This is a genomic window from Achromobacter colocynthidis (genome assembly GCF_057334535.1).
Genome location: NZ_JBHFIZ010000038.1, coordinates 290749 through 314939, shown reverse-complemented (window position 1 = coordinate 314939; position 24191 = coordinate 290749). Strand labels below are relative to the sequence as shown.

Below are 24191 nucleotides of genomic sequence, written 5' to 3'. Positions count from 1 at the left end.
CGCCACAACACAATCCAGCAACGCAGCATCCCACCACGCTCGACTGTGTCGGCATTCAGTAATGCCCGTGTTCTAAATTCATCCCGCTACAGCATCACGTTCATCTGATGGGTTTCGCGCGATTTACGGCGGGGTCTTTTAGCCGTCCTCCCGCGCTGCACCCATCCTACGTGCTTAGGCGAGGTTCGAATGTTGCGTCCAGCGTTTGATGCTGGCCGGCCGCCAGCTCGCCTTGCAAACGGTCCAGGAGCACCTGCGCGGCCCGGCGGCCCAAGTCTTCTGCGTCTACCCCCAACGTAGTCAGCCCTTGCGCCCATTGCGCGGCGCTGCCGTCGTCTGTAAATCCCAAGACGGCCAGATCTTGCGGCACGTGCAGGTCACGGTTGTGAGCTTCCGACACCGCCGCCGCGGCCAGCAGGTCCGACGTGCAAAATACCGCGTCAAAGATCGTATTGGTGGCCAGCAAGCGCAAGAACGCCATGCGGCCATCGTTCATCTGCAGCACTTCCGGTTGCACGATGTCCGCCACCCGATCCAGGCCCAAAGCTGCCGCCGCGCTGATGAAACCTTGGCGCCGCGCGCGTTCCCACGGGTTGTCGGCGCTGATGCAGGCCACCAGCGCATGGCGCTTTTCAGCCAGATGACGCGCCGCCGCACGACCGGCCTCTTCGTTGTCGATGACCACGGCGGTGTCCAGCGGATGCGCCGAGGCGCTCCAGGTTTCCACCACCGGTATTTCCAGCGCCGCCAAGCCGGCCCGCAACGCCGGTTCGTCCAGCGGACCAATGACTAGCGCTGCGGCCGGGCGCAGCGCGGCAAGCTGCGGCAGCATGGCCGGGTCGTGCCAAGGGCCCGCCGTCAGAAAGTAGCCCTCGGGCGCCAGGCGCTGCGCACACGCTTGAATGGCGCGGCTGGCGGGTCCGGCGTCCAGGCGGGGGGCGATCAGGGCGACAAGGCGCGGCGGGGGAAGGAGGGACATAAGAAGGAAATTCAGCAAATTTGTCAGGCAAGACGATAACCCAGCCGGTCATGCCTCATACGTTAGGGTTGGCAGACGTTCTGCGACCCCTGCGGCGCACCGGAGCGGCGAAGGGTAAAATGCCATTTTTGTCTCAAACCGGGCCGTCCTGCGCGCCGGTTGCGAAGGTGCCCAATGTCTACGCTCGCCGAGTCCGCTGTTCCCCCGAACGAATCCGCCGCTGCATCCGCAACCGCTTCGGCCACTGCGCAAGCCGTCTACGATCCGACGCAAAAGCAGAAGTCGCAGGCCAAGACGGCGCGCATTCCCATCAAGATCGTTCCGGCAGAACGCCTGAAGAAGCCCGAGTGGATCCGCGTGAAAGCCGCCGCGCCCGGTTCGCGCTTCTACGACATCAAGCGCATCCTGCGCGAACACAATCTGCACACGGTCTGCGAAGAAGCGTCTTGCCCGAACATCGGCGAATGCTTCGGCAAGGGCACCGCCACGTTCATGATCATGGGCGACAAGTGCACGCGCCGCTGCCCGTTCTGTGATGTGGGCCATGGCCGCCCCGACCCGCTGGACACCAAAGAACCCGAGAACCTCGCGCGCACCATCGCCGCGATGAAACTGTCGTACGTGGTCATCACCTCGGTGGACCGCGACGACCTGCGCGACGGCGGCGCCGGCCACTTCGTGGATTGCATCACGCACATCCGCGAACTGTCGCCCACCACCCGCATCGAAGTGCTGGTCCCCGACTTCCGCGGCCGCCTGGACCGCGCGCTGACCATCCTGAACGCCGGCCCCCCCGACGTCATGAACCACAACCTGGAAACCGTGCCGCGTCTGTACAAGCAGGCGCGCCCGGGGTCTGATTACATGCACTCGTTGAAGCTGCTGGCCGAGTTTAAAAAGCTGCACCCCGAAGTGCCGACCAAGTCAGGCCTGATGCTGGGTTTGGGCGAAACGGACGAGGAAATCCTGCAAGTGATGCGCGATATGCGCGAACACAACGTGGATATGCTGACGATCGGGCAGTATCTGCAGCCGTCGGAGCATCATTTGCCTGTTCTGCGATATGTGCACCCGGATACGTTCAAGATGTTTGAACGTGAGGCTTATGCGATGGGGTTTTCCCATGCGGCGGTGGGGGCGATGGTGCGGTCTTCGTATCATGCGGATGAGCAGGCGCATGCGGCTGGGGTGAATTGATCAATCCAGTTGTGCGGTTTTCAGGGACGCGCCGTGATGGTCCTTTTGGGACAGTAACGGTGCTTCACCGCCAGGCCAGGCGATAGCCAGATCGGGGTCATCCCACCGGATGCAGCGTTCAAGCTCCGGCGCGTAGTAGTCCGTTGTCCGATATAGCACCTCGGCCGACTCAGACAACGTCAAAAAACCGTGTGCGTACCCTTCAGGTATCCACATTTGGTGTTTGTTCTCCGCGCTAAGGTGAGCGCCCACCCATTGTCCGAACGTGGGTGATGCGCGCCGCACGTCAACTGCCACATCAAAGATCTCTCCCGCGCAGACGCGCACGAGTTTCCCCTGCGGGCGTTCGAGTTGATAGTGCAAGCCGCGCAGCACGCCGTGGAGCGAGCGCGAATGATTGTCCTGCACGAAGTGACGCTGCAAACCGGTGGCGGCTTCAAAGGTGCGTTCATTGAAGCTCTCAAAAAAAAACCCGCGTTCGTCGCTGAAAACGCGCGGCTCAAGCAGCAGCACTTCGGGCAGGGCTTGCGCAATGGCTTTCATCAGAACACCTTGTCCATGAGGATGCGATTCAGGTATTGGCCGTAACCACTTTTGGACAACGGCGCAGCCAGCCTCGACAGTGCCTCGGCGGTGATCCATTGCTGGCGATAGGCGATTTCTTCCAGGCAAGCCACTTTCAACCCTTGTCGATGCTCCAGCGTGGCGATGAACTGACTGGCCTCCAGCAATGATTCGTGCGTGCCGGTATCCAGCCAGGCGAAGCCGCGCCCCATGATCTCCGTGGCGAGCGAGCCCTGTTCCAGGTAGCGCTGGTTCACGTCGGTGATCTCGAGCTCCCCCCGCGCGGAGGGCTGAATGCCTCGGGCGATGTCGATCACGTCGTTGTCGTAGAAATACAGACCGGTCACAGCGTAGTTGGAACGCGGCTGGGCGGGCTTCTCTTCAATGGACAACACCTTGCCATTCTCGTTGAACTCGGCCACGCCATAGCGTTGCGGGTCCTGGACATGGTAGGTAAACACGGTGGCGCCTTCCCTGCGCGCGTTGGCGCGGTGCAGCAGTTTGGGCAGTTCGTGGCCATAGAAAATATTGTCGCCCAACACCAGCGCGCACTGCCCTTGGCCAATGAATGGCGCGCCAATCAGAAAGGCCTGTGCCAGGCCGTCCGGCGAAGGCTGGATGGCGTATTGCAGGTTCAAGCCCCATTGCGACCCATCTTGCAACAGTTGCTGAAAACGAGGGATGTCCTGCGGCGTGGAGATGATCAGAATGTCACGTATACCTGCCAGCATCAGTGTGCTGAGCGGATAGTAGATCATCGGTTTGTCGAAAACGGGCAGCAATTGCTTGCTGATCGCTAGCGTGGCCGGATGCAGGCGAGCGCCCGAACCGCCGGCCAGCACGATGCCTTTGCGTGTCATAGGTTGCCTCCGCCGTGGTGTGCGCGTTCTGAAAGCTGATCCAATACCTGCTCGACTCCGTGCGTCCAATCCGCAAGTTGCAGGCTCAGCGCGTTGGCAAGCTTTGCGCTGTTCAAGCGGGAATTGTGAGGGCGCCTGGCCGCGGCGTTGTAGTCCGCCGAGGTGATGGGTCGAATGCCGTCTGGTGTCAGCCGCAGCGGAATCCCGCGCGCTGCCGCGCCGGCAACCAGATGCTGTGCGTAGGCGTACCAGCTTGTCGCGCCGCTTGCCGACAGATGATAAATGCCGCTTGCCAGCAACGACCGATGATGCGCCTTGATGGCGCGCACGGTGACGTCCGCGATCAGCGTCGCGGATGTCGGGGCGCCGATCTGGTCCGCGACGACATTCAACCGGTCACGCTCGCGTGCGATGCGCAATATCGTGTTCGGAAAATTCTGACCGTGTGCAGCATAGACCCAGCTGCAGCGAAGAATCAACGCCTCGCAAAGGCTGGCCCTGATGGCGTCTTCACCTGCAAGTTTGGTGGCGCCATAGACATTCCGAGGGGCGGTGGCGTCGGTTTCCTTATAGGCCGTGGTGCTGGAGCCGTCGAACACATAGTCTGTGGAATAGTGAACAAGCAGGGTGCCCGAGTCTTGTGCGTAGTGGGCTAGCGTGGTGACAGCCTGCGTATTGAGCAGTGCGGCTTCCTTCTGATGCGATTCCGCCAGATCCACGGCGGTATAGCCCGCCGCATTCACGATGACATCGGGCTGATGGGACGATAGCGTTATGCGTAAGGCGTCCTGGTCGCGCAGATCGATATCTTCGCGGCCCAAGGACACTACTTCACCCAACGCGGGTAAGGCGTGCCGCAATTCCCGGCCAATCTGCCCGTTCTTGCCAAGCAAGAGGATCTTCACGCTAGCTCCCGCCGAAAGGCGTCGGATGCCTACGGTAAGCGCCGCTGGCGACGTTTGCCACCCATTGTGTTTCGTGCAAATACCACTGCACCGTCTTCCGGATACCCGACTCAAACGTTTCCGCAGGCATCCAGCCCAATTCGCGTTGCAGCCGCGAGGCGTCAACCGCGTAACGGCGGTCATGACCCGCCCGATCGGGGACATGGGTGATTTGATCTGCGTATGGCCTGCCATCGGCCCGCGGTCGCAATTCGTCCAGTAGCCCGCAAAGCCCGCGGACCAGCTCCAGATTGGTCATTTCATTCCAGCCGCCTACGTTGTAGGTGGCGCCGGGCGTGCCAGCTTCCAGCATCCTGCGAATGGCGTCGCAATGATCAGACACGTATAGCCAGTCGCGTCGCTGCAGGCCGTCGCCGTAGAGGGGCAAAGGCTTGCCGGTGAAGGCATGGTGAATGATCAGCGGAATCAGCTTTTCCGGGAATTGCCGAGGACCGTAGTTATTGGAGCAATTGGACGTAAGCACCGGCAGGCCGTAGGTCTGGTGGTAAGCGCGCACGAAATGGTCGCTGGCGGCTTTACTGGCGGAGTATGGGCTGTTGGGCGCGTAGGGGGTCTGTTCGGTGAAGGGCGAGCCATTTTCGTCCAGCGAGCCATAAACCTCGTCGGTCGATACATGCAAGAAGCGAAAGCCGTTCTGATCTGCCGAACCAAGCGCGGACCAGTAGTTGCGCGTTGCTTCCAGTAATTGGTAGGTGCCCAGCACGTTGGCCTGAATGAACGCGCCCGGATCGGCGATGGACCGGTCGACATGGGTTTCGGCGGCGAAATTGATCACGGCACGGGGCCGATGCGTTCGCAGCAATTCCTGCACGGTGGCTTGATCGGCGATGTCGCCGTGGACGAAACGATGGCGCGAGTCGCTGGCCAACGGAGCCAGGTTATCCAGGTTGCCGGCGTAGGTCAGTTTGTCCAGCGTGATGACCGGTTCGTCGCTGAGCGCGAGCCAGTCCAGGACGAAATTCGACCCGATGAAGCCGGCGCCGCCGGTGACGAGAATGCTCATATGCTTCGAACCTTGGGCCGATGGCGACCGGCGTATTCCGGCCGCAAGCTATCGGCGCGCTTGGGCGCCTGCCCAAAATGTATCTTTCTGACCTGCATGCTGGTTTATACAACGCGCCAGCACAAACATCAGATCCGACAACCGGTTCAGATACTGTCTGACCGGCGCATTCACTGGCTCCGCCGCCGCCAGCGCCACCACCGCCCGCTCCGCCCGCCTGCATACGGTGCGCGCCACGTGCGCTTGGGCGGCCGCGCGCGTTCCGCCGGGTAGTATGAATTCTCGCAAGGGCGTCAGCGTAGCGTTGTAATGCGCCAGACGCGTGTCCAGCAGGGCGACCTGTTCGTCGGTGACGGCGGTATGGCCGGGAATGCAAAGTTCCGCGCCCATGTCGAAGAGGTGGTGTTGAATTGCCACCAGATCAATCGAGATCTCGGAGGGAAGCGGTTCGGCCAGCAGCACGCCGATGACGCTGTTCAGCTCGTCCACATCCCCCAATGCGGCGATGCGCGGGGCGTCCTTGGGAGTCCGTGACCCGTCCCCCAGGCCAGTGGTGCCGTCGTCCCCCGTGCGGGTAGCGATGACAGATAAGCGGTTGGCCATGTGAAACGTCCTGAAGTTGGTGAATGTGGAGGGTTGCGTCCAGCGGTAAGCGGGCACCTCGCAAAGAGGTAGGCTCGCAATCAACCGTCAGGATTGTTGCGTTCTGCCGCAGGAACTGTTTCGTAACGGCGGTATCCTAGCACTGTGGAAAGTAGACCGGGCGCAGTGCTTCCCGGGCGGCTTTCGGTGTCAATGGAGGATGCCTGTATGGCTTTTGACCGCAAGTATGCAATGCCCATGGCCGTCGCCACCGCGATGGCCGTTGTGTCGCTGGCGACGCCCCTGGCGTTTGCGCAGCAGGCTGACGCCAGCGGGGAAGTGCGTCGTGTCGACCCGGCCGCGGGCAAGGTGACAATCAAGCATGACGAGATCAAGGCGCTGGACCTGCCCGCGATGACGCTGGTCTATGACGCGGACCCGGCGCTGTTGGCCAAGATCAAGGCGGGCGACAAGGTGCGTTTTACGGCCTCGCGCAAGGATGGCAAGTACGTTGTGACCGCCATCACTAACTGAAGTTCATGACTCTGAAGCTCATGATTCGGATTCGCAAACCGAAGCGCATGGTCTGAAGAGAAAAAGGGGCGCTCAAGAAAAAGCCGCTTATCGCGATCAGGCGATAAGCGGCTTTTTTGCCAGTGGGCCAAGTGCAAGGGCGCAAAAGTATTGCACCCTTTGGCACCCACTGGCCTAGCGCCCAGTCTGCACCGGCTTACAGCACGTAGCGAGCCAGATCCTGGCTGCTGGCGGCTTCGGCCAGTTGCGAATTGACGTAGGCGGCGTCTATCTTCACGTGCTTGTCCTGGCTGGAGGTGGCGTCGAACGACAGTTCGTCCAGCAGCTTTTCCATGACCGTGTACAGGCGGCGCGCGCCGATGTTTTCGGTGGTTTCGTTGACGTCGAAAGCCAACTCAGCCAAGCGGCGTACGCCTTCTTCCGTGAACTCCAGCTGCACGTCTTCGGTGGCCATCAGCGCGGTGTACTGCTTGGTCAGGGACGCATCCGTGTCCGACAGGATGCGCACGAAGTCTTCGGCGGTCAGCGATTCCAGTTCGACGCGGATCGGGAAACGGCCTTGCAGTTCCGGGATCAGGTCGGACGGGCGCGCCAGGTGGAAGGCGCCCGACGCGATGAACAGGATGTGGTCGGTGCGAACCATGCCATAGCGCGTGTTGACCGTGGTGCCTTCGACCAGCGGCAGCAGGTCGCGCTGCACGCCCTGGCGCGACACGTCGGCGCCGCCGGATTCCTGGCGGGCGGCGATCTTGTCGATCTCATCCAAAAAGACAATGCCGTTCTGTTCGACGTTATTGATGGCAACCGTGCGCAGGTCTTCTTCGTTGACGCGCTTGGCGGCTTCTTCGTCGATGATCAGCTTGAAGGCTTCGCGCACCTTCATTTTCTTGGGCTTCTTTTTGTCGCGAGCCATGCCGGCGAACATGCCGCGCAGTTGCTCGGCCATTTCTTCCATGCCGGGGGGCGTCATGACGTCCATCTGCGGCGCGGCCTGGGACACCTCGATCTCGATTTCCAGGTCGTCGATCTTGCCTTCGCGCAGGCGCTTCCTGAAGGTCTGGCGGGCGCTGTTGTCTTCACCGCGCTCCGGCGCGCCGGAGGCGCCGCGGGCGGGTGGCACCAGGGCGTCCAGGATGCGGTCTTCGGCGGCGTCTTCGGCCTGGGTGCGCACGCGGCGCATTTCCAGTTCGCGCGTTTGCTTGATCGAGTATTCGGTCAGGTCGCGGATGATGGTGTCGACGTCGCGGCCAACGTAGCCCACTTCCGTGAACTTGGTGGCTTCGATCTTGATGAAGGGCGCGTTGGCCAGCTTGGCCAGGCGGCGGGCGATCTCGGTCTTGCCCACGCCGGTGGGGCCGATCATCAGAATGTTCTTGGGGTGGATTTCCTGGCGCAGGGGTTCGGCGACCTGCTGGCGACGCCAGCGGTTGCGCAGGGCGACGGCCACCGCGCGCTTGGCGCGGTTCTGGCCGACGATGTATTTGTCGAGTTCGGAGACGATCTCTCCGGGCGTCATGTTGGATGCGGACATGAGGGCGAATCCTTGAAGCGAGAGCGGCGGGCTGGGGAAGCGGCCGCGGCGCAGGGAGGTTTCCCATGCGCCGCGTGGCGGATGTCAGTCACCCAGCGTTTCGATGACGTGGTTCTGGTTGGTATAGATGCAGAGGTCGCCGGCGATTTCCAGCGATTGCTTGACGACGGCTTCGGGCGACAGCTCGGTGTTGCGCAGCAAGGCCAGCGCGGCCGATTGCGCGTAGGCGCCGCCCGACCCGATGGCGGCCAGGCCGTGCTCGGGTTCAAGCACGTCGCCGTTGCCGGTCAGGACCAGCGTGTGCTCGGTGTCGGCCACGATCAGCATGGCTTCAAGACGGCGCAGGACGCGGTCGGTACGCCAGTCGCGAGTGAGCTCGACGGCGGCGCGCATCAGGTTGCCCTGGTGCTTTTCCAGCTTGGCCTCGAAGCGTTCCTGCAGCGTGAACGCGTCGGCGGTGGCGCCGGCAAAGCCAGCGAGGATCTTGTCGTGGTACAGGCGGCGGATCTTGCGGGCCGTGCCCTTGACGACGATGTTGCCCAGGGTGACCTGGCCATCGCCGCCGAGTGCGACGCGGTTGCCGCGGCGCACACACACGATGGTGGTGGCGTGAAATTGTTCCATGCGTTCCTTCCTATGAAAGGACTAGCTGGGGGCGGTTCGAAAGAAATCAAGCGCGGTGCGCGACGGCCAATAAAAAAGGCCATGCTGGAAACCAGCATAGCCTTTCAGGGCATGGCGCGAAAACGGGACGGATCAGTCGCCGTACAGCTTTTGGCGCATCTCACGGCGTTCCTGCGCTTCCAGCGACAGGGTGGCCGTGGGGCGGGCCAACAGGCGGGGTACGCCAATCGGTTCGCCGGTTTCTTCACACCAGCCGTATTCGCCGCTATCGATGCGGGCGATGGACTGTTGCACCTTTTTCAGCAGCTTGCGCTCGCGGTCGCGGGTGCGCAGCTCAAGTGCGTGTTCTTCCTCGATGGTGGCGCGGTCGGCGGGGTCGGGCACGAACTGCGTTTCGCGCAGGTGCTCAGTGGTCTCGCCGGCGTTGGCCAGGATGTCCTGTTCGAGTTGTTTGAGCCGTTCCTTGAAGAAAGCCAGTTGGCGTTCGTTCATATAGTCGGACTCGGGCATGGCCAGCAATTCCTTCTCGCTGGGCAGATCAATCGCCGTATCGCTCGTCGACTTGCTTGATTTTTTAGTTGCTGCCTTGGTAGCCATGAAAACACTCCACTATGAATCGATCCTGGCGCGGGCGTCCTTTCCCGGTTCGTGCTGCTTGCTGACTACGTTACTCGTACCTCACAGTACTGCCTTCGTCGCATCGCGTCACGTCGGGAAGGGGGATTACCCCGCCAGGCACTGCTCCAAGCCCCGGGTGAAAATCTCCTGGGGCAGCTTACGACCAATGAATACCATCTTGGTGGACGGTTTTTCAGCCGCGGTCCACGGCTTGCCGGGTTCGGCGCCCATCATCATGTGCACACCCTGGAACAACATGCGGCGGTTGATGCCCTTCATGTACAGGATGCCCTTGTAGCGCATCAGGTCGGGGCCATAGACCTGCACCACGCCACCCAGGAATTCCTCAAGGCGCGCGGGATCGAACGGCTTGTTGGAACGGAACACGAACGCACCGATCTCGTCGTCGTGCTTGGGGTGGTGATGGTGCGCGTGATCGCAATGCGCCCCGCAATCGCCTTCGTGATCATGGTCGTGGTCGTGACCGTGGCCATGATCGTGCCCGTGGTCATGCCCATGGTCGTGGGCGTGGCTGTGGGCGGCGTCGGGGTGCTCATCGGCCAGGAACTCCGGGTCGATGTCGAGAATGGAATTCAGGTTGAAGCCGCTGATGTCGATGATGGACTTCAGGTCGACTTCGCCGAAATTGACCGGCGTGATCGGCGCGCGCGGGTTCATGTGAACCAGGCGGTGGCGCAGCGCTTCGTAGTCAACTTCGTTGACCAGGTCGCGCTTGGAGATCAGGATGCGGTCGGCGAAACCGACTTGCTTCTGGGCTTCGGGTTGTTCGTCCAGCGTGGACATGCCGTGCTTGGCATCGACCACGGTCACCACCGCGTCCAGGCGGTAGTACTCGGCGATGTCGTCATCCATGAAGAACGTCTGGCAGACGGGGCCGGGGTTGGCCATGCCCGTGGTTTCCAGGATGACGCGCTCGAAAGTCAGTTCGCCGGCTTCGCGCTTGACACGCAGCTCGGACAGGGTGCGCATGAGGTCGCCACGCACCGTGCAGCAGACGCAACCGTTGGACAGTTCGATGATTTCTTCATCGCTGTCTTGCACGAGCAGGTCGTTGTCGATGCTTTCCGGTCCGAACTCGTTTTCGATGACCGCAACGCGGCGGCCGTGGAATTCGGTCAGGATGCGTTTGAGCAGGGTGGTCTTGCCCGCACCGAGAAAGCCGGTGAGGATGGTGACGGGAACCATTTTGTCCAAACTGCGCGGGGTGTTCATGGCGAAGCTGCTAGCGTGAAGTCAAGACTGTGAAGTCAAAGCTGAAGCCCAGGCATTCAACATAGGCTGACAGGGTGTTTTGCCCCGTGCGGGATGATGTTTGCCACAGGCTGCGTGGGCCGCCCACAGCGGCCGGACGCAGGATTACAGCACAGTCGGGGGCAGGGGGCAAACCCCGGATCAACCCAGGGGCCGAAGCCGTCCGGATCGCGTCTGTAGGCCGGCAAGTATCCGGCGATATCACTATTTTGGGGCGGTTTTGCGGATTTCAAGTGAGGCCGGAATGCGCCAGGGGATGACGGGCGCCCAGCCACATGCCGCTTCAGTGATGGTGGTGATGATGCGCAGCGTCGGCGGGCTGCTTTTTCTGGCATTGGGGACAGAGCGCACGGATCTCGGTCTCGTGCGTGGCCAGGGCGTAGCCCGTTTGGGCGACCCGTTCGGCCAATTGGCGGCTCATGGCGGGGTCGGACACTTCGGCCACCGCGCCGCAGCCGGTGCACACCACTAATAAATCATGCGGGGCGCCGCCGGCGTCATGGCAGGCGCTCCAGGCGTTGACGGCGTCCAGGCGGTGGATCAGGCCTTCGTCCATCAGGAAGTCCAGCGCGCGGTACACGGTGGGAGGCGCCGCGCCGGGATGCACTTCGCGCATGGCGTCCAGCAATTCATACGCCTTCAGGCTGCGCCCGTGGCGAAGCAGCAGTTCCAGCACCTTGCGGCGGATGGGGGTTAAGCGGCGGCCGCGCTGTTCGCACAGCGTCTCGGCGACGCTGAGCTGGGCGCCGACGGTGTCGCTGCGGGGGGAACGGGGCGGAGCGGGCATGGTGGACTTTATCTGAATGAAAGACGCGCGCGCCGCGCGCGAGATGCCAGGAAAGTAGCAGAAAACTCAGATATGCGGGCACCCTCGGCCAGATTCAAGTCAGTTTAGTTATGATATAACATTGTAAAAATAAGCCGGGCCGAGTTCAGGCGGTCTACGCATGTCGGATTAGCCGTGGTTTCGCTGGCCGGTGCGTGCTTCTTCCCCCTGTCCGCCCCTACGTCTTCAGTCTTTAGCCTGCCCGCTTTCCATGTCTCACTTCACGCTTTTGCCCCCGCGGCCTGGCGCCGCGCTTCGGCAAGGCAAGATTCCCCGCTCTGCCTTTCTGGTTTCCGCCTGGCGTCGCATGGCCGTTGCCGTGGTGGCGGCCGCCCTGCTGTGGGCGCTGACGGCTTGGGCGCTGGACTGGTGGCCGCGATGAGCAAGGCGCCCGTCACCATCGAGCTGGCCGATGCATCTTTTGGCTGGCATGGCCACCCTGCGTTGAAGTCCGTGTCGGGGTGTTTTGCCGCCGGCGGTATGACGGCCGTGGTGGGGCCGAATGGGGCGGGCAAGTCGACCTTGATCAAAGGCATCATGGGCGTGCTGCGCCCCATGGCGGGCAGCGTACGCATCAGCGGCGGGGGGCGTTCCGAACTGGCCTGGTTGCCGCAGGCGGCCGAACTGGACCGATCGTTTCCGGTCACGGTGCTGGACCTGGTGGCCATGGGCGCCTGGCGACGGGTCGGCGCGTGGCGCCGTTTTCGCCACGAAGAACTTGAACGCTGCATGCATGCGCTGGAAACGGTGGGCCTGGCGGACGCCGCCGGGCGCGGGGTGGACACCTTGTCGGGCGGGCAGATGCAGCGCACGCTGTTTGCGCGGATGCTGGTGCAGGACGCGCCGGTGCTGCTGCTGGACGAGCCCTTTGCCGCGGTCGACGCCCATACCGCCGACGACCTGATGGCCTTGCTGTGCGGGCTGCACGGCCAGGGCCGCACGGTGATCGCCGTGCTGCATGACCTGGACCTTGTGCGCGACCACTTTCCCGAATGCCTGTTGTTGTCGGGCTCTGTCGTGGCCTGGGGCGATACCGCCAGCGTCTTGAGCGACGCGCATCTGAAGGTGGCGAGGCAATGGCATGCGAGGGCCTACGCATGACCTTGGCGCAATGGGTGGTTTCACCGTTTGTGGACTACGGCTTCATGCGGCGCGCGCTGGCCGGCGCCTGCGCCTTGTCGCTGGGCGCGGCGCCCCTGGGCGTGTTTCTGGTGCTGCGGCGCATGAGCTTGATGGGCGACGCCATGTCGCACGCCATCTTGCCGGGGGTGGCGGCGGGGTTCCTGCTGTCCGGACTGTCGTTGGGCGCCATGATGCTGGGCGGCATCGCCACCGGCTTGGCGGTCGCCTTGCTGGCCGGGGTGGGGGCGCGGTTGACCCCGCTGCGTGAAGACGCCAGCTTCGCCGCTTTCTATTTGATATCGCTGGGGCTGGGCGTGCTGCTGGTGTCCTTGCGCGGCTCGAACATGGATCTGCTGCACGTGCTGTTCGGCACGGTGCTGGGCCTGGACGACGCGGCGCTGCTGTTGGTGACCATCACGGCCAGCGTGACCTTGCTGGTGCTGGCCGCCATCTACCGCCTGCTGGTCGCCGAATGCCTGGATCCGAGTTTCCTGCGGGCCAGCGGCGGCGGGGGCGGCTGGGTCCACATGGGGTTTTTGGTGCTGGTGGTGGTCAACCTGGTGGCGGGCTTTCAGGTGCTGGGCACCTTGATGGTCGTGGGGATCATGATGCTGCCCGCCGCCGCCGCGCGCTTCTGGGTACGGTCGGCAGCGCGGCAGATTCCGCTGGCGGCCGGGTTCGGCGTGCTGGCCTCCGTTAGCGGCTTGCTGGTGTCCTACCACTTCAACGTACCCGCATCGCCATCGATCATTCTGGCGGCGGGCGCCTGTTACCTGTTTTCCATCGTCGGCGGCCCGCAAGGCGGGTTGCTGCGGGCGCCGCGCCGCATGCGCCAAGCCTGACTTCATAAGGAGATTCGTTATGCGTTCCATGTTGCCGCTGCGTCGCCGCGCCTTGTTGGCAATGGCCGGGCTGTGCCTGTCGGCCGTGTTCGGGGCGTCGCATGCCGCTGAACCCCTGAAGGCGGTGGCCAGCTTTTCTATCCTGGGCGACATCGTGCGCGAAGTGGGGGGCGATGACGTCAGCCTGACGACGTTGGTGGGGCCGGATGGCGACGCGCACGAATACGAGCCCACGCCGGGCGACGCCAAGAAGCTGTCCGCCGCGAAAGTGTTGTTCGTGAACGGCCTGGATTTCGAGACCTGGCTGCCCAAGCTGACGAAGGCGTCCGGCTTTGCCGGCCAGACGGTGGTGGCCAGCAAAGGCGTGACGCCGCGCAAGTTCGCGCAATCAGGTGGCGATGGCAAGCATGACGAGCATGATCACGATAGCGACCACGACCACGACCACGACCATGACCACGACGATGACCATGACCACAAGGAAGGTCATCACCATCATCACGGCGACTCGGATCCCCACGCCTGGCAGAACCTGGCCAACGGCGTGATCTATGCGCGCAACGTGGCCGAGGGCCTGGCCGCCGCCGATCCGGCACATGCCGACGCTTATCGCCAGCGCGCGGGCGCCTACATCGCGCGCCTGGAAGCCGTTGACGCTGCTGCCAAGAAGACGTTCGCCGCCATTCCGGAAGCGCGCCGCAAGGTCGTGACGTCGCACGACGCCTTTGGCTATTTCGGCGATGCCTACGGCGTGTCGTTCATCCCCGCGATGGGCGTCTCCACGGATGCCGAACCGTCGGCCGGTGAAATTGCCCGCATCATCGAACAGGTCAAGCGCGACAAGGTGCCGGCGGTGTTCGTCGAGAATATTTCCAGCCCCAAGCTGGTTCAGCAGATTGCGCGCGAGACCGGCGCCAAGGTGGGTGGTACGCTTTATTCCGATGCGCTGTCCAAGCCCGGACAGCCCGGCGCTACCTATCTGGAAATGTTTGAATGGAACGTACGTCAGCTCGCCGCGGCCTTGCAGCCCTGACCGCCGCGACGGCACTGCTGGCGGCCGGGTCCGCCAGCGCGCACCCGCATATGTGGATCGACGCGCGCGCGGTCATCGATGTCGACGCGCAGCACCGCATCACGGCGGTTCGCCAGGTCTGGTTGTTCGATGAAATGTTCGGCGCCTATGCCACGCAGGGCCTGCCGAAAGGCAAGGGCGGTTCCTTGCCCGCCGCCACCTTGAAGGGCATGGCGGATGACTGGATGAAGGCGCTGGGTGAACCGATTTCGCACTACTTCACCCGCGTCACCGTGGGCGGCAAGACCGCAACGTTCGGGGCGCCGCGCGATGCCAAGGTCGACTGGAATCCCAAGACCACACGCCTGACGCTGTCGTTCACCTTGCCCTTGGCCACGCCCATGCCGGTGGGCGCCGACGGCGCGCAGGTGGATATCTACGACCCTACTTATTTTGTTGCGTACGCTTTTGACGAGAAAGGCGCGGTGTCGCTGGGCGGCCCGGATGCCGCGGCGTGTACGTCTGCCTACCGCAAGCCCAAGGAATTGGATTGGAAGACCATGCAGCAACTGGCCGCGATCCCGGCCGACCCGGATGCATTGCCGGACGAACTTTTCGCCATCACCAAGGGGCTGACGCACCGCATCGAGGTGCGATGCCCGTAACGCTGGCTTCCTGGCGCCTTGGCTGGCGGGCGGCGGCGTTGGTGCTGTTGCTGCTGCCGCTGCTGGGCGGCATGGGCGTGGCCGCGGCGCAGGGTGCGCATCCTTTTGGCGTGCCGGAAAGCGGCACGGGCATGGGCGGGCCGGGCTGGCTGGCCAGTTTCTTTGGGCAAGTGGCCGTCTGGCAAAGCCATTTCTACCGTCAATTGACGGGCGCGGTGCGCGCCTGGCAGGCCGACGACGGCGCGGCCTGGACCTTGATTGGCCTGTCGTTTGCCTATGGCGTGTTTCACGCGCTGGGCCCTGGGCACGGCAAGGCGGTGATTTCTTCCTATGTGGTGGCCAATCGGCAGACGGCACGCAACGGTGCGCTGTTGGCCCTGGCGTCCGCGCTGATCCAGGCGGTGGTGGCGATCGCGATGGTGGCGGTGCTGGCGCTGGTGTTCAACGCAACCGCCGCCACGATGAACGAGGCGACGCGTTGGCTGGAACTGGCGTCGTATGGGTTGGTGACGTTGCTGGGCGCGTGGCTGGTGTGGGTAAAGGCGGTCAGGCCATTGCTGCGGCGTCGGCATGGGCCGCATGCTGCTGCCGATGCGCATCACCACCAGCATCACCACCAGCATCACCACCAGCATCACCATCACCACCACGACGATGATTGCGGTTGCGGCCATGCGCATGTGCCGGCGCCTGATCAGGTTGCCGGCCAGTTGAACTGGCGGCGCGCCGCGTCGGCCATTCTGGCGGTGGGGCTGCGTCCGTGCAGCGGTGCGCTGATTGTGCTGGTGTTCGCATTGTCGCAGGGCTTCTTCCTGGCCGGCGTGGCGTCGGCATTGGCGATGGGCTTGGGCACGGGCTTGACCGTGGCGGCGCTGGCTTGCCTGGCCGTGGCCGCCGGCGGCGCGGCCACGCGCATCGGTCAACGCTTGTCGAGCACGGGCGCGGCGCGCGTGCGCTACGGGGTGGAAGCGCTGGCGGCGGTGGCGGTGCTGTTGCTGGGCGTCATGCTGCTGGGCGGCATGGTGGCCGGAGGCGGCTAGCCCGCTTCAGGACTTGCGCCCCGCGCGGGGATGCGCCTGGTCGTAGGCTTTGGCCAGATGCTGAAAATCCAGCCGGGTATAGACCTGGGTGGTCGAGATATTGGCGTGGCCCAGCATTTCCTGAACGGCGCGCAAGTCTTGCGCCGACTGCAATACATGGCTGGCGAAGCTGTGGCGCAACACGTGCGGATGCACATGCGTGGGCAAGCCCGCTGCTTGCGCAACCTGCGCCAATTGCAATTGCACGATGCGGGGCGAGATACGCTTGCCCCGCGCGCCCAGGAATAACGCGGCGGCGTCCTCCGGCTGTGGCGCGGGCGGCGCCAATTGCGGGCGCGCGCCTATCCATTTCTGCAAGGCGGCAACGGCGGCCTGGCCCACCGGCACGGAACGGCGCTTGCCGCCCTTGCCCAGCACCTCGACCTCGGCTTCGTCCAGCTTCAACCAGCCGCGCGATTCGTAATCGGCCGTGCGTGTGTAGCGCAGGTCCAAGCCCACCAGTTCCGACAAGCGCAGCCCGCTGGAGTAGAGCAGTTCGAACATGGCCTGGTCGCGTAGCGCGGCGGGTTCGTTCGCGACCTTGGCGGTGGGGCGGTCAAGCAGGGCTTGGGTCTGCTCCACGGACAAGGCCTTGGGCAGGCCGCGCGGGGCCTTGGGCGCGCGCACGCCAGCCACGGGGTTGCCGGCCAGGTTGATTGCGGGGGCCCACCATTGGTAGAAGCCGCGCCAGGCCGCCAAGGTGCGGGCCAGGCTGCGTGGGCCTCTGCCTTCGGCATGCAGCCGAGCGACGAATTGGCGGATATGGCCGTTGGCAATCTTGTCCAACGGCAGCCGGGCGAGGTCGGCAAGCTGATTCAGGAAATGCAGCTCGCGACGATAGGCGTCCAGCGTGTGGGGCGAATAGCGGCGGTTGGTTTCCAGATGGCGCAACCAGGCGCGCATCGGGTCGGGCAAAGCCTCGGCGCCGGGGGCAGGGTCGGGCGGGGGCGCGTCTTGCGTGGTCTGGGTCATTTGTCCGCCCACCCTGGTTTGCGCTAGGCCTTCGGCGACGCGGGATTCAGGCGATGCAAGGCCGCCGAAGCCAGTTGGCCGATGGATTCCAGAAACGTCGTGCCCATTTCAGGCGTGAAGCGTTCGGGGTCGTCCGAGCCCAGCACCAGCAAGCCCACGGCGGGGCCGTCGGCCTCCAGCCGCAGCGGCACCAATGCCAGCGACTTGGGCTTGCTGTCGAGCCAGCCCGCGGCTTCGAAGTCGGTATCGGTGCCGCAGTACGGCGTCTTCAGGCTGTCGGTGAACGTGCGCACGTCTTGCGAAGTGGGTTCGCCGTAGCCCGTGGGCGCCAGCTCGGACAGGTTCCACAAGCGCAGCGCCACGTGGTTCAGTTCAAACTGTTCGGCCAGGCCAAGCGCGATTTCGCCGGGCACACGCTGCGCGTCGTTTTCCGATAGCAGGCGGCTGCACCATTTGGCCAGATGCGAGCCGATGCTTTCGTTGGCGGTGGCGTTGCGCACCAGTTCGTTCAAGCGCCATTCCAGTTCGCGGTTGCGTTCGCGCAGCGTCAGGATTTGGCGTTCGCCCAGCGAAATGGCGCGCGAGCCATGCGGGTGCGGTACCTGCATGGTGGCGAACACGTCGGCGTGCTCGTCAAAGAAGCCGGGATGGTCTTGCAGGAAGGCGGCGATGTCTTGGGCGGTGAAAGCGGTATCAGTCATAGGGTCAGCGGTTCAGCGCCATGGAGAAGACGAGCTTGTCGATGTCGACTTGCCCCGTGAACACGGATTCGGCGGGGCCGGTCATGCGCAGTTGGTCGCCGTTCCAGGCAACGGTAAGCACGCCGCCACGGGTTTGCACGCGCACGGGCGATTCCAGCAAGCCGCGTCGGATGCCGGCCGCAACGGCGGCGCAGGCGCCCGTGCCGCAGGCCAGGGTTTCACCCGCGCCGCGTTCGAAGACGCGCAGGCGGACGTTGTGGCGATCCATCACTTGCAGAAAGCCGGCGTTTACGCGGCGTGCAAAGCGCGGATGGGTTTCGATCAGCGGGCCTTGAATGGCGACGGGGGCGGTGTCGACGTTGTCCACCACCTGCACCGCATGCGGATTGGAGATGGCCACTGTGGACAGCAGCACTTTGCCGGGCACACCGGCGGGCGCGTCGATGTCCAGCTCCCAGAGGGTGTCTTCGCCTTCGCGTTGCGAGGTCAAGCCGGTGGTGTCGAAGGGCAGGGCTTCGGGCTCGAAACGGGTGCTGCCCATGTCGACCGTGACTTGCTCGTCGTCTCCTTCATCCAGCACGAGGATGCCGGTGGCGATTTCGGCGCGCAGCGGGTTGCGGTCGGACAGGCCTTGTTCGTGCACGAAGCGCACGAAGCAGCGCGCGCCGTTGCCGCAGTGTTCGACTTCGCTGCCGTCGGAATTGAAAATGCGGTAGCGGAAATCAGCATCCGGGCGGGTGGCGCGTTCAACCAGGAGGATCTGGTCGGCGCCGATGCCGAAGTGCCGGTCGCCCAGGGCGCGGGCGCGCTCGGGCGTCATTTCGATGGTCTGGCGGACCCCGTCGAGCACGACGAAATCATTGCCCGCGCCATGCATTTTGGTGAAGTTCCAGTTCATCGCTGGATTATCGCCCATTATTCGGGCGCGGGAAGCCAGGGCGGGATCAATAGAGCTTGGCTTCGCCGGGCGGGCGGGTCTTGAAGCGGCGGTGAACCCAGTAGTACTGGCTGGGGCAGCGGCGCACCCAGGATTCCAGCTCGCGGTTCAGGCGGGCGGTGGCGTCTTCCAGGGACGCCGTGCCGGGGAAATCCTCAAGCGGAGGCAGGACGTCTATGTGATAGCGGCCGGTCTCGGGGTTCCAGAAGCCCACAATGGGCAGAACGGCGGCGTTCCATTTCTGGGCTAGCTGGGCGGTGGCCAGCAGCGTGGCGGCCTGCACGCCGAAGAACGGCACGAACACGGACCCCTGGCGGCCGAAGTCCATGTCGGGCAGGTAATAGATCGGGCGCGGCGCGCGCAGGTGGCGGATCAGGTCGCGCACGCCGTCCTTGCGGCTGACCAGAAACACCTCGTTGAAGCGGGCCCGGCCGGCCGCCACGACCGCATCAATGTGCGGGTCGCTTTGCGGCGTGTACATGGTGGCGGCGCTGGGCACTTCCATGGTCAGGCGGGTGGCGGCGGCGTCCAGCGCAATGAAGTGGGGCGCCAGCAAAATCACGGGGCGGCCCTGGGCGGTGAGTTCGTTGATGCGTTCGGCGCCCGTCTGCGTGACCATGTCCTTGATGGCCTCGGGAGTGCCGTACCAGAGCACGCCACGGTCCACGATGGATTGCGCCAAGGCCCGGAAGTGGTCCGCCACCCACTGCTCGCGCACCGATTCCGGCTGGTCGGGAAAGCACAGTTCAATATTGCGCCGCACGATGCGCGCTCGTGACTTCGCCAGCCGTGGCGCCAGCCAGCCCAGCACGGCGCCGATGCGCTGGCGGGTCGATGGCTTGATGCGGCCGAACCACTTCAACAGGGAAACCAGCGTGCGCGTCTTTGAATCTGTCATCGTTTCGGGGAAAGGGCCGGGCGGGAACGGTCAGCGGGGCTGCCGAATGCTGTCGGTGTCTGCATCGGCATCGGCATTGGCATCGGTGTCAGTGTCGGCAGCGGCAGCGGCAGCGGCATTGGCGTCAGGGGCCGGGGGCGCCCCGCGCGGCGTCTTGTAGCGGTTATAGCTCCAGAGGTACTGCTGGGGGCAGCGTCGAATCAACGTTTCCATCGCGGCGTTGATGAGTGCGGCCTGGGCTTCGGGGTCGGCCGGCAGCGGTTCGGGCACGCGCACGTAGTGGATGCGCCAGCCTTTGCCGCGCGGCAGGCGTTCGCCGGCGGTCAGGATGATGGGAACGTTGGTTTGCGTGGCCAGCTTGCTGGGCAGCGTCATGGTGTAGGCCAGCCGGCCAAAGAACGGGACCCACACGCCGTCGCCTACGCTGGGCGCCTGGTCGGGCAGCATGCCCACGGATTCACCGCGTCGCAGCGCGCGCACGAATTCCCGCACGCCTTGCATGGTGGCCGGAACGGCGTTGACGGCGGAACTGTTGCGCGCCGTCTCCAGCAGCGGGGCCAGCACGTCTTTGCGCGGGGGGCGGAACATGACCGTCATGGGCATCTGGCGGGCCAGATAGCGGGCGGTGATTTCAAAGCAGCCCAGGTGCGGGGTCAGGAACAGGATGCCGCGCCCTTCGGCCCGGGCCTTGTCGACCACCTCGTTATCGTCCGACACCACTTGGGCCAGGCTTTCCTCGTTCTTGAACCAGACGCGCGGGTTCTCAAGAATCATGGCGCCGGTTTCGGCCGCGGCCTGGCGGGCGAACGCCGCGCCGGGGTAGCCGGCTTGCGCGGCATTGGCCTGAAGGCGCCGCCGATACTTGCCGGGCCAGGCGTACACGGCCAGGCCCGCCGCGCGGCCAAGGGCGTGCGCAACCGGTAACGGCAGGGCGGCAAAAAGTCGGAACAGGGCGAGCAGCATGCGGCAAATAGAAAAGGACGGGCAGGGTTATGCCGGTGTTCGGGAATATGTTCATACCCCCGCCGCGAGCATAAGAACGGCATTTTCGCTTAAAATCCGTCCAGTCGCCGAGTTAACCGACAACTTGCGGGGCGACGGCAAGGGTAAAGCGCTTTGCGCGGCCTTTGCCAAATCCGCTAAAGCGTCGCGCCCAGATAGCGTATGTCATGCAGTCCGGGGTGCAACGCGCCTCGTGAACCTATGCGCCGGCAAGGCCGGACACTAAGGACGCATCTGTGGCCAATAACGATTTTCTCTTCACTTCCGAATCCGTCTCCGAAGGGCACCCCGACAAGGTTGCCGACCAGATTTCTGATTCGATCCTGGACGCCATCTTCACGCAGGACCCCAACGCGCGCGTTGCAGCCGAAACGCTGTGCAACACGGGCCTGGTCGTGCTGGCTGGTGAAATCACCACCACCGCCAACGTGGACTACATCCAGGTTGCGCGGGACACCATCCGCCGCATCGGGTACGACAACACCGAATACGGTATCGACTACAAGGGCTGCGCGGTGCTGGTTGCTTACGACAAGCAATCGCCCGACATCGCCCAAGGCGTCGACCGCAGCTCGGAAGACTATCTGAACCAGGGCGCGGGCGACCAAGGCCTGATGTTCGGCTATGCCTGCGACGAAACCCCCGACCTGATGCCCGCCCCGATCTGGTACGCGCACCGCCTGGTGCAGCGCCAGAGCGAACTGCGCAAGGACGGCCGCCTGCCGTGGCTGCGCCCGGACGCCAAGTCGCAAGTGACCTTCCGCTACATCGACGGCCGCCCGGCGGAAGTCGATACCGTGGTGCTGTCGACCCAGCACGCGCCGGAAGTCACGCAAGAGACCATCCGCGAAGCGGTGATCGAAGACATCATCAAGCCGAGCTTCCCCGAAGGCCTAATCACGCCGCAAACGAAGTTCCTGGTCAACCCGACCGGCCGCTTCGTCATCGGCGGCCCGCAAGGCGATTGCGGCCTGACCGGCCGCAAGATCATCGTCGACACCTACGGCGGCGCCTGCCCGCACGGTGGCGGCGCGTTCTCGGGCAAGGATCCGTCGAAGGTTGACCGTTCGGCTGCCTACGCAGCCCGCTACGTGGCCAAGAACATCGTGGCCGCCGGCCTGGCGCGCCAGTGCCAGGTGCAGGTCAGCTACGCCATCGGCGTGGCCGAACCGATCAACATCACGGTCTACACCGAAGGCACGGGCGTCATTCCCGACGACCAGATCGCCAAGCTGGTTCGCGAGCACTTCGACCTGCGTCCGAAGGGCATCGTGAACATGCTGGACCTGCTGCGCCCGATCTACGCGAAAACCGCCGCCTACGGCCACTTTGGCCGTTCCGAGCCGGAATTCTCGTGGGAAGCCACGGACAAGGTTCAGGAATTGAAGAAGGCGCTGTAAAACAGCGGATCTTCATGAAGAACGCCCCTGCCATGAAGAATGGCAGGGGCGTTTTTTATGGGGGATAGCGCTGGGCACGTAGGATGGGTGAAGCGCGCAAAACTCTCCACCACTGCGCCACCGCCGATCGCGCGCAACCCATCACCCGCCGATGGCATGACGCCGCAATGGTTAAAAACCGCGGTGGTTTTGATGGCCCGGCTACGGAACCCTTGCGCGCTTGCGGCGACGCCACTTCAGAACCCTTGGACGTTATCGACGACGCCACTTCAAAACCCTTGAGTTCTTGCCGCCGCTCTTCAAAATTCCACCGTTGCTTGATGGGTTTCGCGCGAACTTTGTCGGTTTTCTAATGACCTGCGTTGCGCGCTGCACCCATCCTACAAGTCCCACGGTGACATGTCGGGCGTTTGTTGTGTCGGTGCCAGCACTCGTTCAAGCGTTGCCGCGCAGTCCAGCAGCGGGGCGTCGTGGCCTGCGGGGGCCAGCAGTTGCACGCCAATGGGCATGCCTTCGGCGTCGAAACCGGCGGGTAGGGTGATGGCAGCCGCACCCAGGAAATTGGCGGGGCGCAGCAGCTTGCCCAGGCCCACGTGGCGCACGTCTTCGGCGTCCAGCGGCTGCGCGGCCTGGTCGCAGGCGGGCATCAGCAGGGCGTCCAGCCCTTGCATGGCGGCGGCGAATGCGGCCATGTCGGCCTGCCGCCGGTTCAGCGCGGCTTCGTAGTCTGCCTGCGCGATCCGGCCGCCCGCCGCGATGCGCGCGCGCACCACTTCCCACAAGGGCGCGGCGGGGTCTTCGGCCAGCGCGCCGAAATAGCGATAGGCCTCGTACGCCAGCACCAGCGAGTTGTCGTCCGCCATGCGGGCAAACGACAAGGACGCGGGCGGATGCCAGGGGGTGGGCGTCAGGCCGGCATGCGCCAGGCGCTCTTGCATCTGATGCCAGACCTGCAGGGCGGCGTCGGATAGCGGCGTGGGCCAGGCTTGCGGCGACAAGACGGCGACAGAGATGGGAACGTTTAAGGTGGAGGAGGCGAGAGCGTCAGCGGCCATTCGGCGCGCCACGGGATGGCGCAGCGCGGTGACGCAGGACGCGGGCAACGCCAAGGTGGCGGGGTCGTCCACGTCGGGTCCGGCCAGTACTTGCGCCAGCAGCCGGGCGTCCGCCACGCTGCGGGCGATGGGGCCCAGCACATCCAGCGTGTCCGACAGTGGCAGGCAGCCCGCGCGGCTGATCAGGCCCGACGATGGCTTGTAGCCCACCACCCCATTGAGCGCCGCGGGCGCGCGCACCGAACCGCCGGTGTCGCCACCCAGCGCGATGGGCGTCAGGCCAGCCGCCACCGCCACGCCAGCGCCGCTTGAAGAACCGCCGGGCGCGCGTGCGACCTTGGCGTCCCACGGGTTGCGCGCCGTGCCTTGGGTGGGGTTTTGGCCCGACAGCCCAAAAGCGAATTCCGTCATGCGCGTCTTGCCCAGAATCACCATGCCCCCCGCCGCCAGCGCGCGTACCGCCGCCGAGGTTTCCGTGCTGATCACGCCACGTCGAGCCTGCGAGCCGCCGGTGGTGGGCGTGCCCTGCCACTGGATGCTGTCCTTCACGGCCACCGGCACGCCATGCAAGGGCCCCAGCAGTATGCCCGCGTCCTGCAACCGGTCGGCCGCGTCGGCCTGGGCCAGCGCGCGTTCGGCGGTGACCTCGCTGAAGGCCGCCAGCGGCGCGGCGCGTTCGATGCGGTCCAGGAAGTGGGCGGTGACCTGGCGCGAGCTCAGTTCACGGTCACGGATGGCGCGGGCCAGTTCGCGGGCGTCTCGAAAATGCAGGTCGGTGGGGTCTTGTGCTGGCATGGCTCTCTTCAAGAAAAGGAAAAGCCTTCCGGCCCTGACGGGTCCGGAAAGCGTTTATACGGCGCGTGCTGGAGCGATTTCAGAGATGGCTTCAGCGGCGACTTCAGCAGCGGCTTCAATAATGCTTTCAGCAGCGATTTCAGCAGCGACTTCAAT

Annotated in this window: 25 protein-coding genes and 1 pseudogene; 8 read left to right on the top strand and 18 right to left on the bottom strand. The window is 64.3% G+C overall.

Translation table 11 applies throughout. The annotated features are described in order from the left end of the window. Nucleotides 1-166: 166 nt before the first annotated feature. Nucleotides 167-979, bottom strand: coding sequence for a substrate-binding domain-containing protein (locus tag ACE04A_RS25595; RefSeq protein ID WP_448718285.1), 813 nt, complete (start codon nt 977-979; stop codon nt 167-169). A gap of 174 nt (nt 980-1153) precedes the next feature. Here ACE04A_RS25595 and lipA point away from each other — a divergent pair, with 174 nt between their 5' ends. Further along, entirely contained in the window at nt 1154-2176 is a 1023-nt protein-coding gene (gene lipA, locus ACE04A_RS25590; RefSeq protein WP_259251072.1) for a lipoyl synthase, read from the top strand. On the opposite strand, the gene rfbC is transcribed toward lipA, so the two are convergent. The 5 genes from rfbC to ACE04A_RS25565 are packed head-to-tail and all read right to left on the bottom strand — an operon-like array spanning nt 2177 to nt 6171. Next, nucleotides 2177-2719, bottom strand: coding sequence for a dTDP-4-dehydrorhamnose 3,5-epimerase (gene rfbC, locus ACE04A_RS25585; protein WP_448718286.1), 543 nt, complete (start codon nt 2717-2719; stop codon nt 2177-2179). Further along, nucleotides 2719-3600: a glucose-1-phosphate thymidylyltransferase RfbA gene (rfbA, locus tag ACE04A_RS25580; RefSeq protein WP_259251070.1), complete on the bottom strand. Its 882-nt coding sequence runs from the start codon at nt 3598-3600 to the stop codon at nt 2719-2721. The genes rfbC and rfbA overlap by 1 nt, the downstream gene beginning before the upstream one ends. Continuing rightward, nucleotides 3597-4505, bottom strand: a complete 909-nt coding sequence (gene rfbD, locus ACE04A_RS25575) for a dTDP-4-dehydrorhamnose reductase (RefSeq protein WP_448718287.1) — start codon at nt 4503-4505, stop codon at nt 3597-3599. The genes rfbA and rfbD overlap by 4 nt, the downstream gene beginning before the upstream one ends. Before the next feature lies 1 nt (nt 4506). Continuing rightward, complete coding sequence (rfbB, locus tag ACE04A_RS25570; RefSeq protein ID WP_259251068.1) at nt 4507-5568, bottom strand: dTDP-glucose 4,6-dehydratase; 1062 nt, start codon at nt 5566-5568, stop codon at nt 4507-4509. A 48-nt stretch (nt 5569-5616) separates the two neighbouring features. Beyond that, nucleotides 5617-6171: a cob(I)yrinic acid a,c-diamide adenosyltransferase gene (locus ACE04A_RS25565; protein WP_259251066.1), complete on the bottom strand. Its 555-nt coding sequence runs from the start codon at nt 6169-6171 to the stop codon at nt 5617-5619. A 207-nt stretch (nt 6172-6378) separates the two neighbouring features. Here ACE04A_RS25565 and ACE04A_RS25560 point away from each other — a divergent pair, with 207 nt between their 5' ends. Next, nucleotides 6379-6684 carry a copper-binding protein gene (locus ACE04A_RS25560; RefSeq protein ID WP_448718288.1) on the top strand — a complete coding sequence of 102 codons (306 nt, stop codon included), beginning with the start codon at nt 6379-6381 and terminating at the stop codon, nt 6682-6684. A gap of 196 nt (nt 6685-6880) precedes the next feature. Here the strand turns inward: ACE04A_RS25560 and hslU are convergent, their stop codons facing one another. From hslU to ACE04A_RS25535, 5 genes are all read right to left on the bottom strand, one after another. Continuing rightward, nucleotides 6881-8215: an ATP-dependent protease ATPase subunit HslU gene (hslU, locus tag ACE04A_RS25555; RefSeq protein ID WP_485820662.1), complete on the bottom strand. Its 1335-nt coding sequence runs from the start codon at nt 8213-8215 to the stop codon at nt 6881-6883. An 84-nt stretch (nt 8216-8299) separates the two neighbouring features. Then, nucleotides 8300-8839: an ATP-dependent protease subunit HslV gene (gene hslV / locus ACE04A_RS25550; RefSeq protein ID WP_006216412.1), complete on the bottom strand. Its 540-nt coding sequence runs from the start codon at nt 8837-8839 to the stop codon at nt 8300-8302. A 132-nt stretch (nt 8840-8971) separates the two neighbouring features. Beyond that, a complete protein-coding gene (gene dksA / locus ACE04A_RS25545; RefSeq protein WP_006216410.1) occupies nt 8972-9436 on the bottom strand; it encodes an RNA polymerase-binding protein DksA in 465 nt (154 codons plus the stop codon). 126 nt (nt 9437-9562) lie between these two features. Beyond that, the gene (locus ACE04A_RS25540; protein WP_046802983.1) at nt 9563-10690 is read right to left on the bottom strand and encodes a CobW family GTP-binding protein; all 1128 of its coding nucleotides are present in this window, start codon (nt 10688-10690) and stop codon (nt 9563-9565) included. A gap of 322 nt (nt 10691-11012) precedes the next feature. Beyond that, nucleotides 11013-11516, bottom strand: a complete 504-nt coding sequence (locus ACE04A_RS25535) for a Fur family transcriptional regulator (protein WP_100853858.1) — start codon at nt 11514-11516, stop codon at nt 11013-11015. A gap of 417 nt (nt 11517-11933) precedes the next feature. Here ACE04A_RS25535 and ACE04A_RS25530 point away from each other — a divergent pair, with 417 nt between their 5' ends. From ACE04A_RS25530 to ACE04A_RS25510, 5 genes are read left to right on the top strand one after another with little or no spacing between them, the layout of a single operon-like run. Next, the gene (locus tag ACE04A_RS25530; RefSeq protein ID WP_259251061.1) at nt 11934-12656 is read left to right on the top strand and encodes a metal ABC transporter ATP-binding protein; all 723 of its coding nucleotides are present in this window, start codon (nt 11934-11936) and stop codon (nt 12654-12656) included. Beyond that, on the top strand, nt 12653-13519 hold the full coding sequence (locus tag ACE04A_RS25525; protein WP_485820687.1) for a metal ABC transporter permease: 867 nt from the start codon (nt 12653-12655) through the stop codon (nt 13517-13519). The genes ACE04A_RS25530 and ACE04A_RS25525 overlap by 4 nt, the downstream gene beginning before the upstream one ends. 19 nt (nt 13520-13538) lie before the next feature. Next, nucleotides 13539-14552, top strand: a complete 1014-nt coding sequence (locus ACE04A_RS25520) for a metal ABC transporter substrate-binding protein (RefSeq protein WP_448718291.1) — start codon at nt 13539-13541, stop codon at nt 14550-14552. Then, a complete protein-coding gene (locus ACE04A_RS25515) occupies nt 14513-15196 on the top strand; it encodes a DUF1007 family protein (protein ID WP_448718292.1) in 684 nt (227 codons plus the stop codon). The genes ACE04A_RS25520 and ACE04A_RS25515 overlap by 40 nt, the downstream gene beginning before the upstream one ends. Then, nucleotides 15187-16236, top strand: coding sequence for a nickel/cobalt transporter (locus tag ACE04A_RS25510; RefSeq protein WP_448718293.1), 1050 nt, complete (start codon nt 15187-15189; stop codon nt 16234-16236). The genes ACE04A_RS25515 and ACE04A_RS25510 overlap by 10 nt, the downstream gene beginning before the upstream one ends. A 6-nt stretch (nt 16237-16242) precedes the next feature. On the opposite strand, the gene xerC is transcribed toward ACE04A_RS25510, so the two are convergent. The 5 genes and pseudogenes from xerC to ACE04A_RS25485 form a co-directional block, all read right to left on the bottom strand. Next, nucleotides 16243-17247 carry a tyrosine recombinase XerC gene (gene xerC, locus ACE04A_RS25505; RefSeq protein WP_448718294.1) on the bottom strand — a complete coding sequence of 335 codons (1005 nt, stop codon included), beginning with the start codon at nt 17245-17247 and terminating at the stop codon, nt 16243-16245. Between the two features lie 23 nt (nt 17248-17270). After that, a complete protein-coding gene (locus tag ACE04A_RS25500; protein ID WP_259251058.1) occupies nt 17271-17948 on the bottom strand; it encodes a DUF484 family protein in 678 nt (225 codons plus the stop codon). Between the two features lie 4 nt (nt 17949-17952). After that, nucleotides 17953-18864: a diaminopimelate epimerase gene (gene dapF, locus ACE04A_RS25495; protein WP_427968275.1), complete on the bottom strand. Its 912-nt coding sequence runs from the start codon at nt 18862-18864 to the stop codon at nt 17953-17955. 28 nt (nt 18865-18892) lie between these two features. Further along, entirely contained in the window at nt 18893-19783 is an 891-nt protein-coding gene (locus ACE04A_RS25490; RefSeq protein WP_279994270.1) for a lysophospholipid acyltransferase family protein, read from the bottom strand. 120 nt (nt 19784-19903) lie between these two features. Then, nucleotides 19904-20746, bottom strand: a pseudogene (locus tag ACE04A_RS25485) (lysophospholipid acyltransferase family protein); the annotation flags it as partial. A 275-nt stretch (nt 20747-21021) separates the two neighbouring features. Between ACE04A_RS25485 and metK the strand changes: the two are divergent. Further along, a complete protein-coding gene (gene metK / locus ACE04A_RS25480) occupies nt 21022-22185 on the top strand; it encodes a methionine adenosyltransferase (protein ID WP_046802994.1) in 1164 nt (387 codons plus the stop codon). A gap of 380 nt (nt 22186-22565) precedes the next feature. Here the strand turns inward: metK and ACE04A_RS25475 are convergent, their stop codons facing one another. Together ACE04A_RS25475 and ACE04A_RS25470 are read right to left on the bottom strand one after the other, a co-directional pair. Beyond that, complete coding sequence (locus ACE04A_RS25475) at nt 22566-24035, bottom strand: amidase (RefSeq protein ID WP_448718295.1); 1470 nt, start codon at nt 24033-24035, stop codon at nt 22566-22568. A gap of 8 nt (nt 24036-24043) precedes the next feature. Beyond that, entirely contained in the window at nt 24044-24190 is a 147-nt protein-coding gene (locus ACE04A_RS25470) for a hypothetical protein (protein ID WP_448718296.1), read from the bottom strand. Between the last annotated feature and the right edge of the window lies 1 nt (nt 24191).

Coding starts and splice junctions, on each gene's coding strand:
- ACE04A_RS25595 (WP_448718285.1), bottom strand. CDS start 979: ATGTCCCTCCTTCCCCCGCCGCGCCTTGTCGCCCTGATCGCCCCCCGC.
- lipA (WP_259251072.1), top strand. CDS start 1,154: ATGTCTACGCTCGCCGAGTCCGCTGTTCCCCCGAACGAATCCGCCGCT.
- rfbC (WP_448718286.1), bottom strand. CDS start 2,719: ATGAAAGCCATTGCGCAAGCCCTGCCCGAAGTGCTGCTGCTTGAGCCG.
- rfbA (WP_259251070.1), bottom strand. CDS start 3,600: ATGACACGCAAAGGCATCGTGCTGGCCGGCGGTTCGGGCGCTCGCCTG.
- rfbB (WP_259251068.1), bottom strand. CDS start 5,568: ATGAGCATTCTCGTCACCGGCGGCGCCGGCTTCATCGGGTCGAATTTC.
- ACE04A_RS25565 (WP_259251066.1), bottom strand. CDS start 6,171: ATGGCCAACCGCTTATCTGTCATCGCTACCCGCACGGGGGACGACGGC.
- ACE04A_RS25560 (WP_448718288.1), top strand. CDS start 6,379: ATGGCTTTTGACCGCAAGTATGCAATGCCCATGGCCGTCGCCACCGCG.
- hslU (WP_485820662.1), bottom strand. CDS start 8,215: ATGTCCGCATCCAACATGACGCCCGGAGAGATCGTCTCCGAACTCGAC.
- hslV (WP_006216412.1), bottom strand. CDS start 8,839: ATGGAACAATTTCACGCCACCACCATCGTGTGTGTGCGCCGCGGCAAC.
- dksA (WP_006216410.1), bottom strand. CDS start 9,436: ATGGCTACCAAGGCAGCAACTAAAAAATCAAGCAAGTCGACGAGCGAT.
- ACE04A_RS25540 (WP_046802983.1), bottom strand. CDS start 10,690: ATGAACACCCCGCGCAGTTTGGACAAAATGGTTCCCGTCACCATCCTC.
- ACE04A_RS25535 (WP_100853858.1), bottom strand. CDS start 11,516: ATGCCCGCTCCGCCCCGTTCCCCCCGCAGCGACACCGTCGGCGCCCAG.
- ACE04A_RS25530 (WP_259251061.1), top strand. CDS start 11,934: ATGAGCAAGGCGCCCGTCACCATCGAGCTGGCCGATGCATCTTTTGGC.
- ACE04A_RS25525 (WP_485820687.1), top strand. CDS start 12,653: ATGACCTTGGCGCAATGGGTGGTTTCACCGTTTGTGGACTACGGCTTC.
- ACE04A_RS25520 (WP_448718291.1), top strand. CDS start 13,539: ATGCGTTCCATGTTGCCGCTGCGTCGCCGCGCCTTGTTGGCAATGGCC.
- ACE04A_RS25515 (WP_448718292.1), top strand. CDS start 14,513: ATGGAACGTACGTCAGCTCGCCGCGGCCTTGCAGCCCTGACCGCCGCG.
- ACE04A_RS25510 (WP_448718293.1), top strand. CDS start 15,187: ATGCCCGTAACGCTGGCTTCCTGGCGCCTTGGCTGGCGGGCGGCGGCG.
- xerC (WP_448718294.1), bottom strand. CDS start 17,247: ATGACCCAGACCACGCAAGACGCGCCCCCGCCCGACCCTGCCCCCGGC.
- ACE04A_RS25500 (WP_259251058.1), bottom strand. CDS start 17,948: ATGACTGATACCGCTTTCACCGCCCAAGACATCGCCGCCTTCCTGCAA.
- dapF (WP_427968275.1), bottom strand. CDS start 18,864: ATGGGCGATAATCCAGCGATGAACTGGAACTTCACCAAAATGCATGGC.
- ACE04A_RS25490 (WP_279994270.1), bottom strand. CDS start 19,783: ATGACAGATTCAAAGACGCGCACGCTGGTTTCCCTGTTGAAGTGGTTC.
- ACE04A_RS25475 (WP_448718295.1), bottom strand. CDS start 24,035: ATGCCAGCACAAGACCCCACCGACCTGCATTTTCGAGACGCCCGCGAA.